This is a genomic window from Stenotrophomonas sp. PvP093 (assembly GCF_017876915.1).
GTDB classification, from domain to species: domain Bacteria; phylum Pseudomonadota; class Gammaproteobacteria; order Xanthomonadales; family Xanthomonadaceae; genus Stenotrophomonas; species Stenotrophomonas muris.
Genome location: NZ_JAGIOX010000004.1, coordinates 682,038 through 698,892, shown reverse-complemented (window position 1 = coordinate 698,892; position 16,855 = coordinate 682,038). Strand labels below are relative to the sequence as shown.

13 protein-coding genes are annotated in these 16,855 nt (G+C 67.0%); 5 read left to right on the top strand and 8 right to left on the bottom strand.

The features are described from left to right. Positions 1-7: 7 nt before the first annotated feature. Together J3A72_RS05920 and J3A72_RS05915 are read right to left on the bottom strand one after the other, a co-directional pair. Positions 8-1,075 carry a LacI family DNA-binding transcriptional regulator gene (locus tag J3A72_RS05920; RefSeq protein ID WP_005411045.1) on the bottom strand — a complete coding sequence of 356 codons (1,068 nt, stop codon included), beginning with the start codon at positions 1,073-1,075 and terminating at the stop codon, positions 8-10. Positions 1,076-1,114: 39 nt separating this feature from the next. Then, complete coding sequence (locus J3A72_RS05915) at positions 1,115-2,407, bottom strand: sugar MFS transporter (RefSeq protein ID WP_032957346.1); 1,293 nt, start codon at positions 2,405-2,407, stop codon at positions 1,115-1,117. A gap of 376 nt (positions 2,408-2,783) precedes the next feature. Between J3A72_RS05915 and J3A72_RS05910 the strand changes: the two genes are divergently transcribed. The 3 genes from J3A72_RS05910 to J3A72_RS05900 all read left to right on the top strand — a co-directional run bounded on the left by J3A72_RS05910 (position 2,784) and on the right by J3A72_RS05900 (position 9,079). Continuing rightward, positions 2,784-3,803 carry a glucokinase family protein gene (locus tag J3A72_RS05910; RefSeq protein ID WP_049439954.1) on the top strand — a complete coding sequence of 340 codons (1,020 nt, stop codon included), beginning with the start codon at positions 2,784-2,786 and terminating at the stop codon, positions 3,801-3,803. 143 nt (positions 3,804-3,946) lie between these two features. Beyond that, positions 3,947-6,610 (top strand): TonB-dependent receptor, encoded by a 2,664-nt coding sequence (locus tag J3A72_RS05905; RefSeq protein WP_075076091.1) that lies wholly within the window; start codon positions 3,947-3,949, stop codon positions 6,608-6,610. 111 nt (positions 6,611-6,721) lie between these two features. After that, positions 6,722-9,079, top strand: coding sequence for a family 20 glycosylhydrolase (locus J3A72_RS05900; protein WP_075076090.1), 2,358 nt, complete (start codon positions 6,722-6,724; stop codon positions 9,077-9,079). 117 nt (positions 9,080-9,196) lie between these two features. Here J3A72_RS05900 and J3A72_RS05895 read toward each other — a convergent pair whose 3' ends face one another. Next, positions 9,197-9,589, bottom strand: a complete 393-nt coding sequence (locus J3A72_RS05895; protein WP_046432545.1) for a membrane protein — start codon at positions 9,587-9,589, stop codon at positions 9,197-9,199. Further along, a complete protein-coding gene (locus tag J3A72_RS05890) occupies positions 9,586-10,770 on the bottom strand; it encodes an SAM-dependent methyltransferase (RefSeq protein ID WP_075076089.1) in 1,185 nt (394 codons plus the stop codon). The genes J3A72_RS05895 and J3A72_RS05890 overlap by 4 nt, the downstream gene beginning before the upstream one ends. A 59-nt stretch (positions 10,771-10,829) precedes the next feature. Between J3A72_RS05890 and J3A72_RS05885 the strand changes: the two genes are divergently transcribed. Further along, positions 10,830-11,567 carry a pteridine reductase gene (locus J3A72_RS05885; protein ID WP_019660663.1) on the top strand — a complete coding sequence of 246 codons (738 nt, stop codon included), beginning with the start codon at positions 10,830-10,832 and terminating at the stop codon, positions 11,565-11,567. Positions 11,568-11,632: 65 nt separating this feature from the next. On the opposite strand, the gene folK is transcribed toward J3A72_RS05885, so the two are convergent. Further along, the gene (folK, locus tag J3A72_RS05880; protein ID WP_014648428.1) at positions 11,633-12,118 is read right to left on the bottom strand and encodes a 2-amino-4-hydroxy-6-hydroxymethyldihydropteridine diphosphokinase; all 486 of its coding nucleotides are present in this window, start codon (positions 12,116-12,118) and stop codon (positions 11,633-11,635) included. Positions 12,119-12,207: 89 nt separating this feature from the next. Here folK and J3A72_RS05875 point away from each other — a divergent pair, with 89 nt between their 5' ends. After that, complete coding sequence (locus tag J3A72_RS05875) at positions 12,208-12,951, top strand: 20S proteasome subunits A/B (protein WP_032960219.1); 744 nt, start codon at positions 12,208-12,210, stop codon at positions 12,949-12,951. 75 nt (positions 12,952-13,026) lie between these two features. On the opposite strand, the gene J3A72_RS05870 is transcribed toward J3A72_RS05875, so the two are convergent. The 3 genes from J3A72_RS05870 to J3A72_RS05860 are packed head-to-tail and all read right to left on the bottom strand — an operon-like array spanning position 13,027 to position 16,797. After that, positions 13,027-14,538 carry an ATP-binding protein gene (locus tag J3A72_RS05870; RefSeq protein ID WP_046432552.1) on the bottom strand — a complete coding sequence of 504 codons (1,512 nt, stop codon included), beginning with the start codon at positions 14,536-14,538 and terminating at the stop codon, positions 13,027-13,029. A gap of 4 nt (positions 14,539-14,542) precedes the next feature. After that, positions 14,543-14,983, bottom strand: a complete 441-nt coding sequence (locus tag J3A72_RS05865) for a response regulator (protein ID WP_005411057.1) — start codon at positions 14,981-14,983, stop codon at positions 14,543-14,545. Then, positions 14,980-16,797 (bottom strand): ATP-binding protein, encoded by a 1,818-nt coding sequence (locus J3A72_RS05860; RefSeq protein ID WP_075076088.1) that lies wholly within the window; start codon positions 16,795-16,797, stop codon positions 14,980-14,982. Before J3A72_RS05860 ends, J3A72_RS05865 begins: the two co-directional genes overlap by 4 nt. Positions 16,798-16,855 lie beyond the last annotated feature (58 nt).

Genomic DNA, 16,855 nt, shown 5'->3' with positions numbered 1-16,855 from the left:
GGCAGGCTCAGGCAGGATCGGAAGGAAGGGGGCGTGCGCCGGCCGGGCGCATCGGCGCGGTCGAACCGCGCACCACCAGCTGCGGCACGAAGCCCTGGTTGTGCAGCGGTGCCGGCGCATCGTCGTAGGCGTCGCTGCGCAGCTGCGCGATCAGCAGGCGCGCGGCATGGCGGGCGATGTCTTCGGTGGCCTGCTTGGCGGTGGTCAGCGGCGGCCACGACTGGCGCGAGAACGGGCTGTCCTCGAAACCGGCAATGGACAGGTCGTAGGGCACGTTCATGCCGGCCGACTTGGCGGCGGCCAGCACGCCGGCAGCGATTTCGTCGTTGGAACCGAAGATGGCGGTAGGCGGTTCGCGCAGCGCCAGCAGGCGGCGCGCGCCACGGAAACCGTCGTCGAAGGTGTAGTCGCCCTGCACCACCAGGTGCTTGTCCACGGTCATGCCGTAGTCCTTCAACGCGGCCTCATAACCGGCATAGCGTTCGCCCGAGGAGCGGTGCGAGCTGCCGCCCCAGAGGAAGCCGATGCGCTGGTGCCCCAGCTGGATCAGGTGTTCGGTGATCTCGTAGGCGGCCTCGCGGTCGTCGACGAACACGCAGGCACCGTCGGCCGGATCTTCGGTGGCCGCAATGATGCGCACCAGCTTGATGCCACGCGCGGTCAGCGCCTGGATCAGGTCGCGGCGCTCGGACATCGGTGCGGTCAGCACCAGCCCGGCCAGGCGCGAACGCTGCACCCAGTCAGCCAGTTCATCGGCCAGCAGCGGCGAACTGGAATCGCAGGGATGGATCTGCAGGCCGAACCCGGTCTCGCGGCAGGCGGCGAGCACGCCGTTCTGCACGCCGATGATGTGGTACGGGTTCGGGTTGTCGTAGACCAGCCCGATCACGAAGGTGGTGCCGCTGCGCAGGTTGCGCGCGGAAGGATCGGGCTCGTAGTCCAGCTCGGCGATGGCACGCAGCACCCGCGCGCGGGTGGCCTGCATCACCGAGGGCTCGTTGTTGATCACCCGCGATACCGTCTTCAGCGAGACCTTGGCCTTTTCGGCAACGTCCTTGATGGTCGCTCTGCGCATCGGTTTTCCCTGGGGTTGGCTGCCGTCCATCATCGCCGATCAGACCTTGTCCTGCGGCAGGCCGGCGCGGTGGCCGACCACCGAATAGAACAGGATGTACAGGTAGCACGGCACCATCAGCAGCACGAACACCAGCTGGAAGTCGATGTGCTGCTTGAGCACGGCGAACAGCTGCGGAATGATCGCGCCGCCGGCGATGCCCATCACCAGCAGGGCCGAGCCGGTCTCGGTGAAGCGGCCCAGGCCGCGGATCGCCAGCGGGAAGATGGCCGGCCACATCATGGCGTTGGCAAAGCCCAGCAGCGCCACGAAGCCCACCGAGACGTAGCCGTGCGTAGCCCAGGCGCCCAGGCAGAACACCACGCCCATCACTGCCGAAATGGTCAGGTAGCGCGACTGCGAGACCAGGCCGGGGATCGCCAGCAGGCCGACCACGTAGCCGGCCAACATCGCACCCAGCGTCAGCGAGGTGAACATCTTGGTCTGGTCCAGCGGCAAGCCGAAACCGTGGCCGTAGGTGCCGATCGCATCACCAGCCATGACCTCCACGCCTACGTACACGAACAGGCACAGCACGCCCAGCCACAGATGCGGGAACTGGAAGATGCTGCGGCGCTCGGCGGTTCCTGGTGCACCTGACGGCGTTGCATTGGCTTCGGAGGACTTGATCTCCGGCAGAGGCGAGAACAGCACGGCCACCGCCAGCACCACCAGCAGCGCGGCCATCGCCAGGTACGGCGCATGGATCTTGGCGGCGAATTCGTTGAGCAGCGCGACCTTGGTGACCGCGTCGGCGGCCTGCACCTGCTTGTCCAGGTCGCCGATGCCATGCAGCACCAGGGTGCCGATCAGCACCGGCGCCAGCATGCCGGCGATCTTGTTGCAGATGCCCATCAGCGCGATGCGGCGTGCCGCCGTTTCAATCGGCCCAAGGATCGAGATGTACGGGTTGATGGCCGTCTGCAGCAGGGCCAGGCCGCTGCCGATCACGAACAGGCCGCCCAGTGCGCCGGGGTACCAGCGCTGGGTGGCGAATTCGCCGAACAGGGCGGCACCACCGGCCATCACCAGCAGGCTCAGGCTCAGGCCCTTCTTCATGCCGGTGCGGCGCAGGATCCACGACGCCGGCAGGGCCAGGAAGAAGTAGGACAGGTAGAACACCATCAGAACCAGGAAGGCGCCGACCTCGCTGAGTTCGAAGGCCAGCTTGACGAAGGTGATCAACGGGCCGTTGAGCCAGGTGAAGAAGCCGATCAGGAAGAACAGCACGCCGACGATGGCGATGGAGGTGGCCACGTTCGGGCGCGCGCTTGCAGCGGGGACGGCGGACATCAGGAGGGCTCCTGCGGCGACGGCCGCAGAACGCGGCGTCGGAGAGTGGCTGGGAACAACGTTGTCACATTCTTTCGATGGACAACGGCGGTTTGTCAACTTCCGTCCGACGCCCCCTGCGCCTCATGTTGCACTGCGCAAGGCAGTCGCCGTGCATCTCGCTGAATGCGCTGCGCGGCTTGAGCCCCATGGCACAACGGTTCCCGCGTGAATCCCGCATTCACGCCATGTAAACGTTTACCACGTGGCGCATTCGTTGCGGCGCAGCAACGAAAGTGCCACGAACTCGTTGACATCGTTGTCAGCGCGGTTACAGACTCCGGCCCAATCGCCGCTCCCGATCCCGGGGCCGGCCCCACCTGCAGCAGGAGCCCGCGTGACCGCCAGCCACCCCGCCCCGGCCCATGTCCTGTCCCGCGTCGCGCCCTCGTTCCTGGCCGCCGACGTCGGTGGCACCCATGTGCGCGTGGCCCGGGTCCAGGCCAGCGGCGATGCCGCCCATCCGGTGCAGGTGCTGGAATACCGCAAGTACCGCAACGCCGACCACGCCGGTCTCAGCGCGATCCTGTCCGACTTCCTGGGCGAAGGCCCACGCCCCACGCACTGCGTGGTTGCCAGCGCCGGCTACGCCCGCGAGGACGGCACGGTGATCACCGCCAACCTGCCGTGGCCACTGTCGGCGCGCCAGGTGGAGGCCGATGTCGGCCTGCAGCGGGTCTACATCGTCAACGACTTCGAAGCGGTGGCCTATGCCGCTGCGCAGGTGGACGCCAGCGGCGTGCTGCACCTGTGCGGGCCGGACACCGGCACGCGTGGCCCGACCCTGGTGGTCGGCCCCGGCACCGGCCTCGGCGCCGCGCTGTGGATCCCCACTGCGCATGGTCCGGTGGTCCTGCCGACCGAAGCCGGCCAGCCGACCCTGGCGGCCAGCACCGAACTGGAAATGGCCATCGTCCGCCACATGCAGCGCGACCGCGCGCACGTGTCGATCGAACATGCGATCTCCGGCCCGGGCCTGATGAACCTGTACCGCGCGGTGTGCGCGCTGCAGGGGCAGGCACCGACGCTGGCCAGCCCCGATGCGGTCACCGCCGCCGCCATGGCCGATACCGATGCACACGCGCGCCAGGCGCTGGATGTGTTCTGCGGCCTGCTCGGCAGCACCATCGGCGACATGGCCCTGTTCTATGGTGCCCACGGTGGCGTCTACCTGGCCGGCGGCATCCTGCCGCAGATCCGCGAATACCTGCACGCCAGCACCTTCGTCGAACGCTACCTGCAGAAGGGGCCGATGGGCGAAGCACTGGCACGCATCCCGGTGAAGGTCGTCGAACACGGCCAGCTGGGCGTGGTCGGCGCTGCCAGCTGGTACCTGCAGCAGCAGTCGGCCGCCTGACACCGCAACAGGCTTCAACGCAATCGCAGCACGCAGTACGTGGCACGCCAACGCACGGGACTTCGCCGCCGCCCCGCGCATGTCATCGCAACCGTTATCGAACACCGCCGCCGGCATCCAATCGAGTGATGAGGAGAGACATCATGAATACCCGCAAGACCCTGCTTTCGGCCGCCATCGTCAGCTGCATCGCCTTCAGTGCGCACGCGCAGCAGGCTGCCCCGACCGCCACCGACCTGGACACCGTGACCGTTACCGGCATCCGTGGTTCGATGGAAAAATCGCTGGACACCAAGCGCGAAGCCAATGCGCGCGTGGAAGTGGTCACCGCCGAGGACGTGGGCAAGCTGCCGGCGCACAACGTCGCCGACACCCTGCAGCGCCTGCCGGGCGTCAACATCAGCTCGTCCAGCGCCGATGAAGGCGGTTTCGACGAAGCCGACCGTGTCAGCCTGCGCGGCACCAGCCCGAGCCTGACCCAGACCCTGATCAACGGCCACACCGTCGGTTCGGCCGACTGGTTCGTGCTCAGCCAGGGCAACAACGTCGGCCGCAGCGTCAGCTACTCGCTGCTGCCGTCCGAACTGGTCAGCTCGGTGGAAGTGAACAAGTCCTCGCAGGCCAAGCTGCAGGACGGCGGCACCACCGGTACCGTCAACATCATCACCCGCAAGCCACTGGAATTCTCCAAGCCGTTCACCGCGGAAGGCTCGATCGGCCTGGTGCGCTCGGACCAGGCCAAGTCGAACGACCCGCAATATTCGGCGCTGTTCAACTACAAGAACGACGAAGGCACCTTCGGCGTGATGGTGCAGGGCTTCAGCCAGAAGCGCGAACTGCGCCGTGAAGCGCAGGAAATCCCGGGTGGCTTCTTCAAGATCGGCGCAAACGATCCGGTCGCCAAGACCAATCCGGACCTGATCGGCGTCAACGTTCCGGGCCTGCTGGGTTCGACCCTGTTCGAACAGACCCGCGAGCGCAAGGGCGGCCTGGTCTCGCTGCAGTTCAAGCCGAGCGACAGCCTCACCCTCGGCCTCAATGGTTTCAGCTCCGAGCTGAAGGCGAACAACTACAACCGCAACTTCATGATGTTCGGCAACAGCTTCGCCAAGTCGCAGGCGCCGGATCCGGGCTATGTGGTCAAGGACGGCGTGCTGACCAACGCCAACTACAAGGGCGTGCCCGGCACCGACTATGCGGTGTACGACATGATCTACCGCGAGTCGAAGGCCAAGTCGAGCTATGTCACCTTCGATGCCGACTGGCAGATCAGCGACAGCCTGACCGCCAAGTTCCAGGCCGGCAGCACCAAGGGTACCGGCGAGACGCCGCGCCAGTACATCGCCGAGGTCACCCTGGCCAACGGCGGCGGCGCCAGCTGGGCTACCCACGGCAATGGCTCGCCGATCGACTGGAACGTCGGCGGCGACATCTCGCCCAACGGCGTGACCAGCTTCGGCACCTGGGGCAACCAGCAGGTCACCGCTGAAGACAAGGAGAAGTGGGCCACGCTCGATTTCAACCAGTACTTCAACGATGGCGGCGTGCTGAGCTCGATCGACTTCGGCCTGCGTTTCGCCGACCACAAGCGCGAAGCGCTGTCGCCGGAAGGTGCAACCCCGGGTGACATCTGGAGCGCGCTGAAGAACGGCGCGACGGCCAACTATCCCAGCGGCTTTGCCGGTGACATCGGCGGCACCTTCCCGCGCAACCTCTGGTACTTCACCCCGGGCGCGCTGAAGGACGCGGTGACCAACAACTCCACTTGGCTGGCCGGCAATGATGGCCCGACCGGTCGCCACAACTATGGCGCCGAGTGGAAGGTGAAGGAAAAGAACTTCGCCGGCTACGTGCAGGCCAACTTCCGCGGCGACTGGTGGAGCGGCAACGTCGGCCTGCGCTACGTCAACATCAAGCAGGACATCGACACCTACAACGCCGTCAGCAAGGCCGCCGATGCCGATGTCAGCAGCCTGTTCGGCATGTGGGAGCGCCTGGCCTTCCAGAACAAGCGCAACCGCGTATTGCCCAGCGCCAACATCAAGTTCGACCTGGACGACTCGCTGGTGCTGCGCGTCGCCGCCTCGCAGACCCAGACCCTGCCGGACTACTCGGCACTGGGTGCCTCCTCGTACGGTTCGGACCTGAACCGCACCGGCGGCGGTGGCAATCCGAACCTCAAGCCGACCCTGTCGACCAACCTGGACGCCAACCTGGAGTGGTACTTCATGCCGCGCGGCCTGCTGTCGGTGGGCGCGTACCACATGGACCTGAAGGACTACATCGCCTTCGACGTGGTCTCGCGCCAGCTGTACAGCGAACTGACCAACCAGCTTGAGACCTACCAGATCTCCACCCCGATCAATGCGGACGGCAAGGTCACCGGCGTGGAAGTGGCCTACGAACAGCCGATCGGCGAGTACTTCGGCGTCAATGCCAATTACACCTACGCCAACGGCACCACCTCGCACACCTGGTCGGACGGCTCGCACAACCTGCTGGGCACCTCGAAGAACACCTACAACGTGGGTGCCTACTTCGAGAACGAGCGCTTTGGCGCCCGCGTCAGCTATACCCGCCGTTCCTCGTTCCTGATCAGCCTGTCGGGCACCAATCCGTACTACCAGGATGACTTCGGCACGCTGTCGGCGTCGCTGAGCTACAAGGCCACCGACTGGCTGAGCATCACCCTGGATGGCCTGAACCTCAACAACCCGACCTACAAGTACTACCAGACCGCGGCCATCCCGACCTCGTTCTACAGCAACGGTCGCCAGTACTACCTCAACTTCCGCTTCAAGTACTGATCCAGCGGCGGCAACATCGCCGAGTCGTGCACGCACGCCGGGCCTGGGTCATTCCGGGCCCGGCGTTTTTCATGTATAGCGTTCATCGCACCGTTCCAAGGAGTCGTACCGATGGTCAAGCCTTCCCGCGCCCGGATGCGCAGCGCAGTGCTGCTGGGCAGCCTGCTCGCCCTGTTGCCGGCACTGCCGGCACTTGCCACCGACCCCATGCCGGCCGCTGAGGCACCCGGCCCGCAGCTGCGTGCCGGCAGCCTGATGCTGATTCCCGCCCCCAGCAATGTGCAGCCTGGCCAGGGCAGCGGCATCACCGTGCGCGCCGATACCGTGCTGCAGGCCGAAGGCGAGGCCGCACAGCGCGTCGCCAGCCAGTTCGCCGACCTGCTGGCGCGCAGTGGCGGCCCGCGCCTGGGGCTGGCCAAGGGCAAGGCGGCGGCCAGGACCGGTGGCATCCGCTTCCAGATCGTGCCCACCTTCCGCGACAGCGGCGAGGGCTACACGCTGGAAAGCACCGCACAGGGCGTAGTGGTACAGGCCGGCAACGAAACCGGCCTGTTCTACGGCGCAACCACCCTCGCCCAGCTCGCCACCGGCGGCAGCAACGGCGTGCTGCCAGCGGTGCAGATCCAGGACGCGCCACGCTTCAGCTGGCGCGGTTTCATGCTCGACTCGGCGCGGCATTTCCAGAGCCTGGACGAGATCAAGCGCGTGCTCGACGCAATGGCCGCGCACAAGCTCAACACCTTCCATTGGCACCTGACCGATGACCAGGGTTGGCGCATGGAGATCAAGCGCTATCCGAAGCTGACCGGAGTGGGCAGCTGCCGCCTGCCGGCCGGCGACGGTGGCACCGATCCGGGCACTGGCAAGGAGCATCCGTATTGCGGCTTCTACACGCAGGACCAGATCCGCGAAGTGATTGCCTATGCCGCGAAGCTGCATATCCAGGTGATTCCGGAAATCGATGTGCCGGGGCACGCGACCGCGGCGATTGCCGCGTACCCGGAACTGGGTTCGATCAATACCCCGCTGAAGCCGCTCAGCGAATGGGGCGTGTTCCCGAACCTGTTCAACGTGGAAGACAGTACTGTCACCTTCCTCGAGAACGTACTGGAGGAAGTGATCGAACTGTTCCCGGCCAAGTACGTGCACGTCGGCGGCGACGAGGCGGTCAAGGACCAGTGGGAAGCCTCCAGGCAGGTGCAGCAGCGCATGCGTGCGCTGGGCATCAAGGATGAAATGGCCATGCAGAGCCACATCATCAAGCGCCTGGAGACCTTCCTGGAGGAGCACGACCGGCGCCTGATCGGCTGGGATGAAATCCTTGAAGGCGGGCTGCCGCCGCAGGCCACGGTGATGTCCTGGCAGGGCACCGAAGGTGGCCTGGCCGCGGCCAGTGCTGGCCATGACGTGGTCATGTCGCCCGTGGGCTACCTCTATCTGGATTACCTGCAGACGGCCTCGCCGAACGAACCGCCGGGCCGCCCGGCCCAGGTCAACCTCGGCAAGCTGTACAACTTCGAGCCCGTGCCGGCCGAGCTGGCCGCTGACAAGCGCGGGCACATCCTCGGCCTGCAGGCCAACATGTTCACCGAACACACGCGCACCTATGCGCGCCTGCAGCACAACCTGTTCCCGCGCCTGGCCGCGGTGGCCGAGACCGGCTGGAGCAGGCCGGAGCATCGCGACTTCCGCGATTTCCTCGCGCGCCTGCCCGCGCAGCTGCAACGCTACCGCGCCTGGGGCCTGGCCTACGCGCAGACCCCGTTCGAAGTGGGCGTGGACTACACCGACAACCGCGCCGCCAACACGGTGACCGTGTCGCTGGCCAACCCGCTGGGCTATGAGGTGCGCTACAGCACCGATGGCCAGCCGGTGACGGCGCAGTCGCCGCTGTACCAGCAGCCGCTGACCAGTACGCTGCCGACCACGGTGCAGGCCGCCGCGTTCTACCAGGGCCAGATGCTGGCGGCGAAGCCGACGGTCGCGGACTTCAGTGCGCAATCGCTGCTCAGCCGCCGCAGTGACGAACTGCTCAGCTGCGTAGGCAAGAAGGGGCTGGTGCTGCGCCTGGAAGACGATGGCCCGCGCGAGGGAAACCGCGCAGTGTTCAACGTGGACATCTTCCAGCCATGCTGGCGCTGGCCACAGGCACTGCTGGACGGCATCGGCAGCGTGGAAGTCCGCGCGGGGCGTATTCCGTACTACTTCCAGCTGGCCCACGACGAGCCCAAGCGTCGCTTCGAGAAGGCCAAGCGTGCGCATGGCGAGATGCTGGTGCGTCGCGGCGACTGCAGCGGCAAGGTGCTGGCCGAAGTGCCGCTGCCGGCCACGCCGGATGCCGATGGCTTCGTGACGCTGCGTGCGACGCTGCCGAAGGGCTCCCAGGGCACCGGTGACCTGTGCATCAACTTCACCGGCGACACGCGCCCGGCGATGTGGGTGCTGGATGAGGTCACGCTGGGGAAGTGACCCCAAGCCTGTCCTGGCGCAATCGATCCACGCATGGCGTGGATCTACTGTAGAGCCGAGCCCATGCTCGGCTGCCTTTGGGAGGAAGCCGAGCATGGGCTCGGCTCTACAGGAACTTTACCCGCGCCAGCGCAGCAGCAGATCGCGCAGCGGGGTCAGTGCCGTAGCCAGGCCGGCCAGCACGCCGATCGTGTTGGCCAGCGCGTCCATCGGATCGGCCATGCGGTCATCGGTCAATGCGCCCTGCGCGAACTCGATGCCGATCCCCATCAGCACCAGGCCCACGCCCACACACAGCAGCGGACGTCCGTGCCGGAACAGCTGTACCGCGCTGCCAGCCAGGATGAAATAGGCGAGGAAGTGCTCACCCTTGTCGCCGTTTTCCGGCAACGGAATCGGTGGCGGTGGGATCAGGCAGACCACGATCACCAGCAACACCGCGCTGAACCACAGTGCGGTCCACAGCCGCGGCCGCCGCAGTGGTTTGATCAGCGGCAGCGCATCGTTCACAGGCGCCAGCTCAGGTCACCCAGCTCGAAGGCGGGCTCGAAGTCGACGCCGCGCTGCAGGCCGATCGCCTGGAAGCGCTCCCCCATCTCGGTCGGCAGGGTCAGCTTCTTCACCTGGTCGCGCAGCTGGATGCGGCCGACCTCATCAGTGCGCTCCTCGGCCAGCGACAGCACCTGGTCCAGGCCGTTGCCGAGCAGGAAGCTGGCCTGGCTACAGTAGCCCGCCAGCTCGAAACCGCCGTGCATGCCGGCCTCGGCCATCGCGGTGAAATCCACCGACGCGGTGATGTCCTGCAGCCCCGGCCAGCGGTGCACGTCGTTGTGCACGTGGTGGCGGTAGAACGCGCGTACGGTGCCCTCATCGCGGTCGTGCTGGTAGAACTCGCCACGGTTGTAACCGTAGTCGATGAACAGCATCGCACCGCGCTGCAGGCCGCCCGCCACCGCCTGCAACCAGTACGGCAGCTGCGGCAGCACCTCGGAACGGTAGCCCTCGGCGAAGGGGCGCTCCAGGTAGCGCTCGATGTGGCGCACCGCACCGTTGAGCAGGATGTCGGCCGGCTGCGCACCACGGATGAAGTTGCCTTCGGCGTCCAGTTCCACGGTTTCCTCGTAGACCTCGCCATCCCGGATCAGGAAGCGCGGCGTCGGCAGCGCGTCGATCACTTCGTTGGCAAACACCACGCCCTCCCAGTCCTCTTCGAACGGGCGATCGACCCAGTCCACGCGTGCGGCCAGCTCGGCCGGCAGGTTCTGCTGCAGGCGCTGTTGCTGGCGCTCGCGCAGGTCGGCGCTGGGTTCGAGGATGGCGTAGCGCGACGGCGGCGCGTCCAGCTCGGCCAGGCGCAGCAGCACCGCTTCGGCGAAGGCGCCGGTACCACCGCCCAGTTCCAGCATCCGCGCCTGCGTACCCAGCTGGGCGAACACCGGCGCCAGCGCGTTGGCCACGCTGCCGGCGAACAGGCTGCCGAGCTCGGGCGCGGTGGTGAAGTCGCCACTGCCGCCGAATTTGCTGGCGCCGGCGCTGTAATAGCCCCAGCCGGGGGTGTACAGGCACAGCTCCATGAAGCGGGAGAACGGCATTGCCCCGCCCTGCGCAAGGATTTCGGCGCGCAGGGCAGCGGCCAGCTGGTCGCTGTGGGCCAGGGCATCGGCTTCGGGCAGGGGGAAGGTGGGCTGCATGGCGTCTTCGAATGCGGTGACAATGGTGCACAGGATAGCCGAGCCTTGGAGGACCCTCGATGAGCGATACCCACCCCGTGGTCCTGATCACCGGCAGCGCGCGCCGGATCGGTGCGGCCATCGCCCGCCAGTTCCACGCCTGTGGCTGGTCGGTGGTGCTGCATGCCAATACCTCCAGCGCCGAGCTGCAGCAGGCCGCGTTCGATTTCGACAACGTGCGCCCCGGCAGCGTGCTGGCCCTGCAGGCCGACCTGCGTGACGCCGACGCCCTGCCCGACCTGGTCGAACAGGCCGTCACCCACTTCGGCCGCCTGGACGCGCTGGTCAACAACGCCTCCAACTTCTTCCCCACCCCGCTCGGCCAGGTCACCGCCGAGGCGATGGACGCGCTGTATGCGGTCAATGCACGCGCGCCGCTGCTGCTGTCACAGGCGGCAGCGCCCTACCTGCGCCGCCAGCAGGGCTGCATCGTCAACCTCACCGACCTGCACGGCACCGACCCGATGCGTGACCACATCGCCTACACCATGGCCAAGGCCGCGCTGGAGATGGCAACGCGCGCGCTGGCGCTGGAGCTGGCGCCGAAGGTGCGGGTCAATGCAGTAGCGCCGGGTGCGATCCTGTGGCCGGAACAGGGCAAGGATGATTTCGCCCGCGAGGCGCTGCTGGCACGCACGCCTTTGGCGCGGATCGGCACCGTCGAGGAGATCGCCGAGGCGGTGTACTGGCTGGTGGCCGAGGCCAGCTTCGTCACCGGCCACACCCTGCGCGTGGATGGCGGGCGTACGGTCAGCTGAAAGGTTGCCGGGGTCCACAACGGGGTCAGATCCCTTTTCCCGGCGGGAAAAGGGATCTGACCCCGTCACTCCAGATCCACCACCTCGAATGCCTCGCCAAACTGCGGGTGCGCGCGCCACAGCGTGGCCAGGTCCTGCCCGCTGACCGGGTCGATGAAGCCCGGCGCGATGTCGGCCAGCGGCTTCAGCACGAACGCGTGCTTCAGCTCCGGCCGCGGGATGCGCAGGTGCCCCGGGCCTTCCAGCACCAGGTCGCCATAGAACACCACGTCGATGTCCAGGGTCCGGTCGGAGAAGCGTGGCCCGCTGCGGTCGCGACCGTGCGCGTCTTCCAGCGCGTGCAGCCAGTCGTCCAGCTCCTGCAGCGGCAGATCGGTCTCGATCGCCACCGCATTGTTGAGGAAGGCCGGGCCATCGAAGCCGACCGCGGCGGTACGGTAGGCCGGCGATACCTGCAGCGCGCCGAAGCGCTCGCGGAGGGCCGCCACCGCGGCGTGGAGGTAGCGGCGGGGCTGGACATTGCTGCCCAGGCTCAGGAGCACGGTCGTCATGCGGTTCAGGTGGCAGCAATGGGGGCGTGGACATGCCGTCGTCACGGCGGCCTGCCTACAATCCGGGATGCACATGATAGGGCACCGACATGACCTATTGCGTTGGAATCGAGGTGGACGAGGGCCTGGTCTTCGCTGCCGACACCCGGACCAATGCCTCGCTGGACGATGTGCGCGTGCACCGCAAGCTGCACGTGTTCGAGTATCCCGGCCAGGCAGCCTACGTGCTGATGGCGGCTGGCAACCTGGCCACCACCCAGCTGCTGGTGTCGCGCCTGGGGCGCGATGCCGACGAACGGCGCGCGCCCAACCTGCGCGACATGACCCACCTGTTCGAAGCCGCCGAGTACGTCGGCCAGCTGCTGGTGGACAGCCAGGTGCACAGCAACCACAGCGAACATGGCCACGATGGGGTCAATACCCAGGCCACGCTGATCTTCGGCGGGCAGATCGCCGGCGAGCGCCCCGGGCTGTACATGATCTATCCGCTCGGCAACGCCATCGCCGCCTCGCCGGAGACGCCCTACCTGCAGATCGGTGAATCCAAGTACGGCAAGCCGATCCTCGACCGCATCCTCAGCCCGGCCACGCGCCTGGAGGATGCCGCACGCACGGCGATCGTCTCGTTGGACTCCACCATCCGTTCCAACCTGTCGGTGGGCCTGCCGATCGACCTGGCGCTGCTGCGCGACGGCGAACTGCGCATCGGCCAGCAGCTGCGGCTGGGTGCGGATTCCACGCTGTATGCGGACATCCACCAGAACTGGTCGCGGCGGCTGGAACAGGCAGTGGACGCCCTGCCGCGCTTCCCCTGGGAACCTGCCGAACGGTAGTGCCGGCCGCTGGCCGGCAACCGCGTTGATCCCACCACACAGGGATGCCGGCCAGCGGCCGGCACTACCGCGACATCAGCCCAGCGCTTCGGACACCGCGCGGAACACCTGCTGCATCTGCAGCGGCTTGCGCAGCACGTGCACCTGCACGCCAGCGGGAAATGCATCGGCCGCCACCTCCACCGCTGCGTCTTCCAGCACCAGCGCCGGGCCGCGATAGCCCAGCGTGGCCATCTCGCCCAGCAGCTGGCTGGCCGGCAACAACTTCGAGCCGGCGTCGGCAATCACCAGCGCCGGCATTGCCTCCTGCTGCATCCAGCGCAGCGCCGCCGGGCCATCGGAGGCCAGCTGCAGCTGATATCCCTGGCTTGACAGCGCATTGCCGAGCAACGACAGGCGCGTGGCCTCGCCATCGACCACCAGGATCGACTGGCCACTGCCCAGGGCCACCAGCTGCTCGATCGGCTCACTACCGTCGCTGGCTTCGTGCATCGGCAAGTGCAGTTCGAAGCAGGTGCCCTGCCCCGGCTGGCTGCTGACATGGATGCTGCCGCCGGCACCTTCGACGATGCGCTTGCAGGAAATCAGGCCCAGGCCGGTGCCGTCGGCCTTGGTGGTGAAGAACGGATTGAACAGGTGCGACAGCGTGTCTGCATCCATGCCGATGCCTTCATCGGCCACGCAGATCCGCATCCAGTCCACGCCATCGCGCTGACCGGCATGGCTGGCGGTCAGGCTCAGGCGACCGCCGTTGGGCATCGCCTGGATCGCGTTGAGCGCCAGGTTCAACATCACCTGCTGCAGCTCGGTGTAGTTGGCATCGACCACCAGGCCTTCGTCCTGCACCTGCAGTTCCAGGCGCACGGCATCGGGCACGTTGCTGCGCAACAGCAGTGCAACCGCATCGAACAAGCCATCGATCTCGATGCGCTCGCTCGGCTTGCGCGAACCGCGCACGAACGACAGCATCGATTCGGCCATCTCATGGCCACGGCGACCGCACTCGGCGATGACATCGGCCAGGTGGTGCAGCTGCGGATCCTCGGTGCGCGCCTTCAGCAGGTCCGGCATGATCAGCAATGGCTGCAGGATGTTGCGCAGGTCATGGCTGAGGCCGGCAGCAAGCAGCGACAGGCTTTCCAGGCGCTGCGCGCGCATCAGCTCGGTTTCCACCCGTGCACGCTCCACCGCGCTGCGTGCATCGCGGATCGCACGCGCCACCGCCGACGGCAGGCGCGCCGGCAGGTGCTTGATGATGTAGTCATTGGCGCCCTTCTGCAGCGCCGCCACCGCGTTCTCCTCACCCATCGTGCCGGAGACGAAGATGAAGGGCACGTCCGGCGAGGTCTCGCGCACGATGCGCAGCGCGTCATCACCGGAGAACCCCGGCATGCTCAGGTCGGACAGCACGATGTCCGGCTGGAACGCAGCCAGTGCCTGGCGCAGTTCCGCCTCGCTCTCGACACGCTCGAAGCGGGCGTCCAGGCCCGCGTCGAGCATCTGTTCGGACATCAGCTCGGCATCCTCTGGTGAGTCTTCCACCAGCAGGATGCGCAGCGCCCCCAGGGCGGGACCGGTCAGGGGCATGGGCTCACTCGAGTTCCGGTGCCTGGTTGATCAACGCCCAGAACTTGCCCAGGGTCTGCACCGCGCCGAAGAACTGGTCCACGTCCACCGGCTTGACCACGTAGGCGTTCACGCCCATGTCCCAGCTGCGGGCCAGATCGCTTTCCTCGCGCGAGGACGACAGGATCACCACCGGCAGGCGCTTGAGTTCTTCATGCTCGCGGATCTGCCGAAGCACTTCCAGGCCATCCATGCGCGGCATCTTGATGTCCAGCAGCAGCACCGCCGGCAGGCCTTCCTCGCGATTGGCGAAGGCGCCGCGGCGCAGCAGGTAGTCCATCACTTCCACGCCGTCTTCGACGTGCACGATGGGATTGGCCAGACGCGCCTCTTCCAGGGCATCGATCGCCATTTCGGCATCCGCCGGGCTGTCTTCGGCGAGAAGAATGGTGCGCAGAGTGGTCATGCAGAAGGCCCTTGTTTGTCCGCGTCGATCGCGGGAGGCAGGTAGAAGTGGAAGGTGGCGCCGACGTCCGGTTCGGCCTCGGCCCAGATACGGCCGCCATGGCGGGTCAGCACGCGGCGCACGCTGGCCAGGCCGATGCCGGTACCCGGGTAGTCGCTGGCCTTGTGCAGGCGCTGGAATACACCAAACAGCTTGCCGGCGTAGGCCATGTCAAAGCCTGCACCATTGTCGCTGACCGTGAACTGATGGCCGCCATCGGGCTGCGGCTGGTAGTCCACGCGGATCTTCGCCGGCTCGCGGTTGCCCGAGTACTTCACCGCGTTGCCGAGCAGGTTCAGCCAGACCTGGCGGATCATGTTCTCGTCGCCCACCACGATCGGCAGCGGCGCGATGCTCCACTCCACGTGGTGCGCATGGCCGCCGTTCTCGGCCTCGGCCTGCAGGTTGGCATCGAGCATGGCGCGGGTATCGGCCACCAGCGACTGCATGTCCACCGCCTGCTGGCGCATCGCTGCGCGGCCCAGCCGCGAATAGACCAGCAGGTCGTCGATCAGCGCCGCCATGCGCCGGGCCGAACTGGAGATCACCTCCAGGTAATGCCGGCTCTTGTCATCGGCGGCGTCGCCGAGGTGGCGCGACAGCTTGTCGGAGAATCCGGCCACGTGGCGAAGCGGCGCACGCAGGTCATGCGAAACCGAGTAGCTGAAGGCTTCCAGCTCGCGGTTGACCTCGGACACCTGCGCGACCTTGCCCTCCAGCTGGCGGTTCAGCTCTTCCACGCGCAGCTGCACTGCGCGCTGCATGGTGACGTCGCTGATGGTCAGCAGCACCACTTCGTCATCGGTGTCGGGCAGCGGCATGCGCCGTGCGTTGAGCAGCATGTAGCGCACCATGCCATCGGCGGTACGCTGCTCATGCTCGAAGTCCCAGAGTTCGCGGCCACGCGACAGCACATCGGCCAGGCGCTGGCGCACCACCGGATCCCGCCAGGCGCCGTCGCCGATTTTTTCCAGCAGCAGGCCATCGGCGCGCTCGTCCTGCAGGTCATACAGTTCGGCGAACGCCGGGTTGTGCAGCTGCACGCGCAGGTCGCGGTCGAGCAGCACGATCGGTTCGCGCACGGTCTGCAGCACCGACGCCGCGCGTGCGGCCGAGCGCAGCGATTGCCGTTCCGCATGCAGGCGGCGGCCGATCTGCCGCTGCAGCAGCCACAGCACCAGGCCGAGCAGGGCCAGCTGGATCGCCAGCGAACTCCACGACACCAGTTCGGTCTGCTTGCGCTGGCGCGCGGCCTGCTGGGCGCGCAGAGCCAGCAGATTCTGCTCGCTGGCCTGCAGCTCCTCCACCAGGCCACGGATCGGATAACGCGTGCTCAGGTCCTGCACCAGCTCACGCTGGTCGGAGTTCGGTTCGGACCGGGCCAGCTCGCGGGCAAGCGCCATGCGGCCTTCGAGCATCGATTCGATCCGACCAATGCGGATCAGCTGATCAGGATTGTCGCGGGTCATCCGGCCCAGTTCGGCCAGGCGCCCGGGGATCTCGTTGGCCTTGGCCATCCGCTCGCGCAGGCCGGGCGCATCCACGCCCTTGGACAGGGTCAGGGCGGCGGATTCGACGTCGCGCACATCGGCCTGCAGCTGTTGCAGCGCCACACCAACGGACTGGGTGTGGTTGACCCAGGCCATCGCCTCTTCGCTGTCCTGCTGCAGTTTGCGCAGGGTCAACCACGGCACCACGATGATCGCGGCAGCCGCCAGCGCCAGGGCCGGCAACCGCCAGCGGTCCCAGATGTCGTCACTGAAAACCAGCGCCATAGTTCCTCGTCAGCACGGCCGCGGAGCGGGACCCGGGACGAGCCCGGCTGCGGCGGAA

What these genes read in the sequence shown, in the direction of transcription:
- J3A72_RS05920 (WP_005411045.1), bottom strand. Translation starts at nt 1,075, where the DNA reads ATGCGCAGAGCGACCATCAAGGACGTTGCCGAAAAGGCCAAGGTCTCG.
- J3A72_RS05915 (WP_032957346.1), bottom strand. Translation starts at nt 2,407, where the DNA reads ATGTCCGCCGTCCCCGCTGCAAGCGCGCGCCCGAACGTGGCCACCTCC.
- J3A72_RS05905 (WP_075076091.1), top strand. Translation starts at nt 3,947, where the DNA reads ATGAATACCCGCAAGACCCTGCTTTCGGCCGCCATCGTCAGCTGCATC.
- J3A72_RS05900 (WP_075076090.1), top strand. Translation starts at nt 6,722, where the DNA reads ATGGTCAAGCCTTCCCGCGCCCGGATGCGCAGCGCAGTGCTGCTGGGC.
- J3A72_RS05890 (WP_075076089.1), bottom strand. Translation starts at nt 10,770, where the DNA reads ATGCAGCCCACCTTCCCCCTGCCCGAAGCCGATGCCCTGGCCCACAGC.
- J3A72_RS05885 (WP_019660663.1), top strand. Translation starts at nt 10,830, where the DNA reads ATGAGCGATACCCACCCCGTGGTCCTGATCACCGGCAGCGCGCGCCGG.
- folK (WP_014648428.1), bottom strand. Translation starts at nt 12,118, where the DNA reads ATGACGACCGTGCTCCTGAGCCTGGGCAGCAATGTCCAGCCCCGCCGC.
- J3A72_RS05875 (WP_032960219.1), top strand. Translation starts at nt 12,208, where the DNA reads ATGACCTATTGCGTTGGAATCGAGGTGGACGAGGGCCTGGTCTTCGCT.
- J3A72_RS05870 (WP_046432552.1), bottom strand. Translation starts at nt 14,538, where the DNA reads ATGCCCCTGACCGGTCCCGCCCTGGGGGCGCTGCGCATCCTGCTGGTG.
- J3A72_RS05865 (WP_005411057.1), bottom strand. Translation starts at nt 14,983, where the DNA reads ATGACCACTCTGCGCACCATTCTTCTCGCCGAAGACAGCCCGGCGGAT.
- J3A72_RS05860 (WP_075076088.1), bottom strand. Translation starts at nt 16,797, where the DNA reads ATGGCGCTGGTTTTCAGTGACGACATCTGGGACCGCTGGCGGTTGCCG.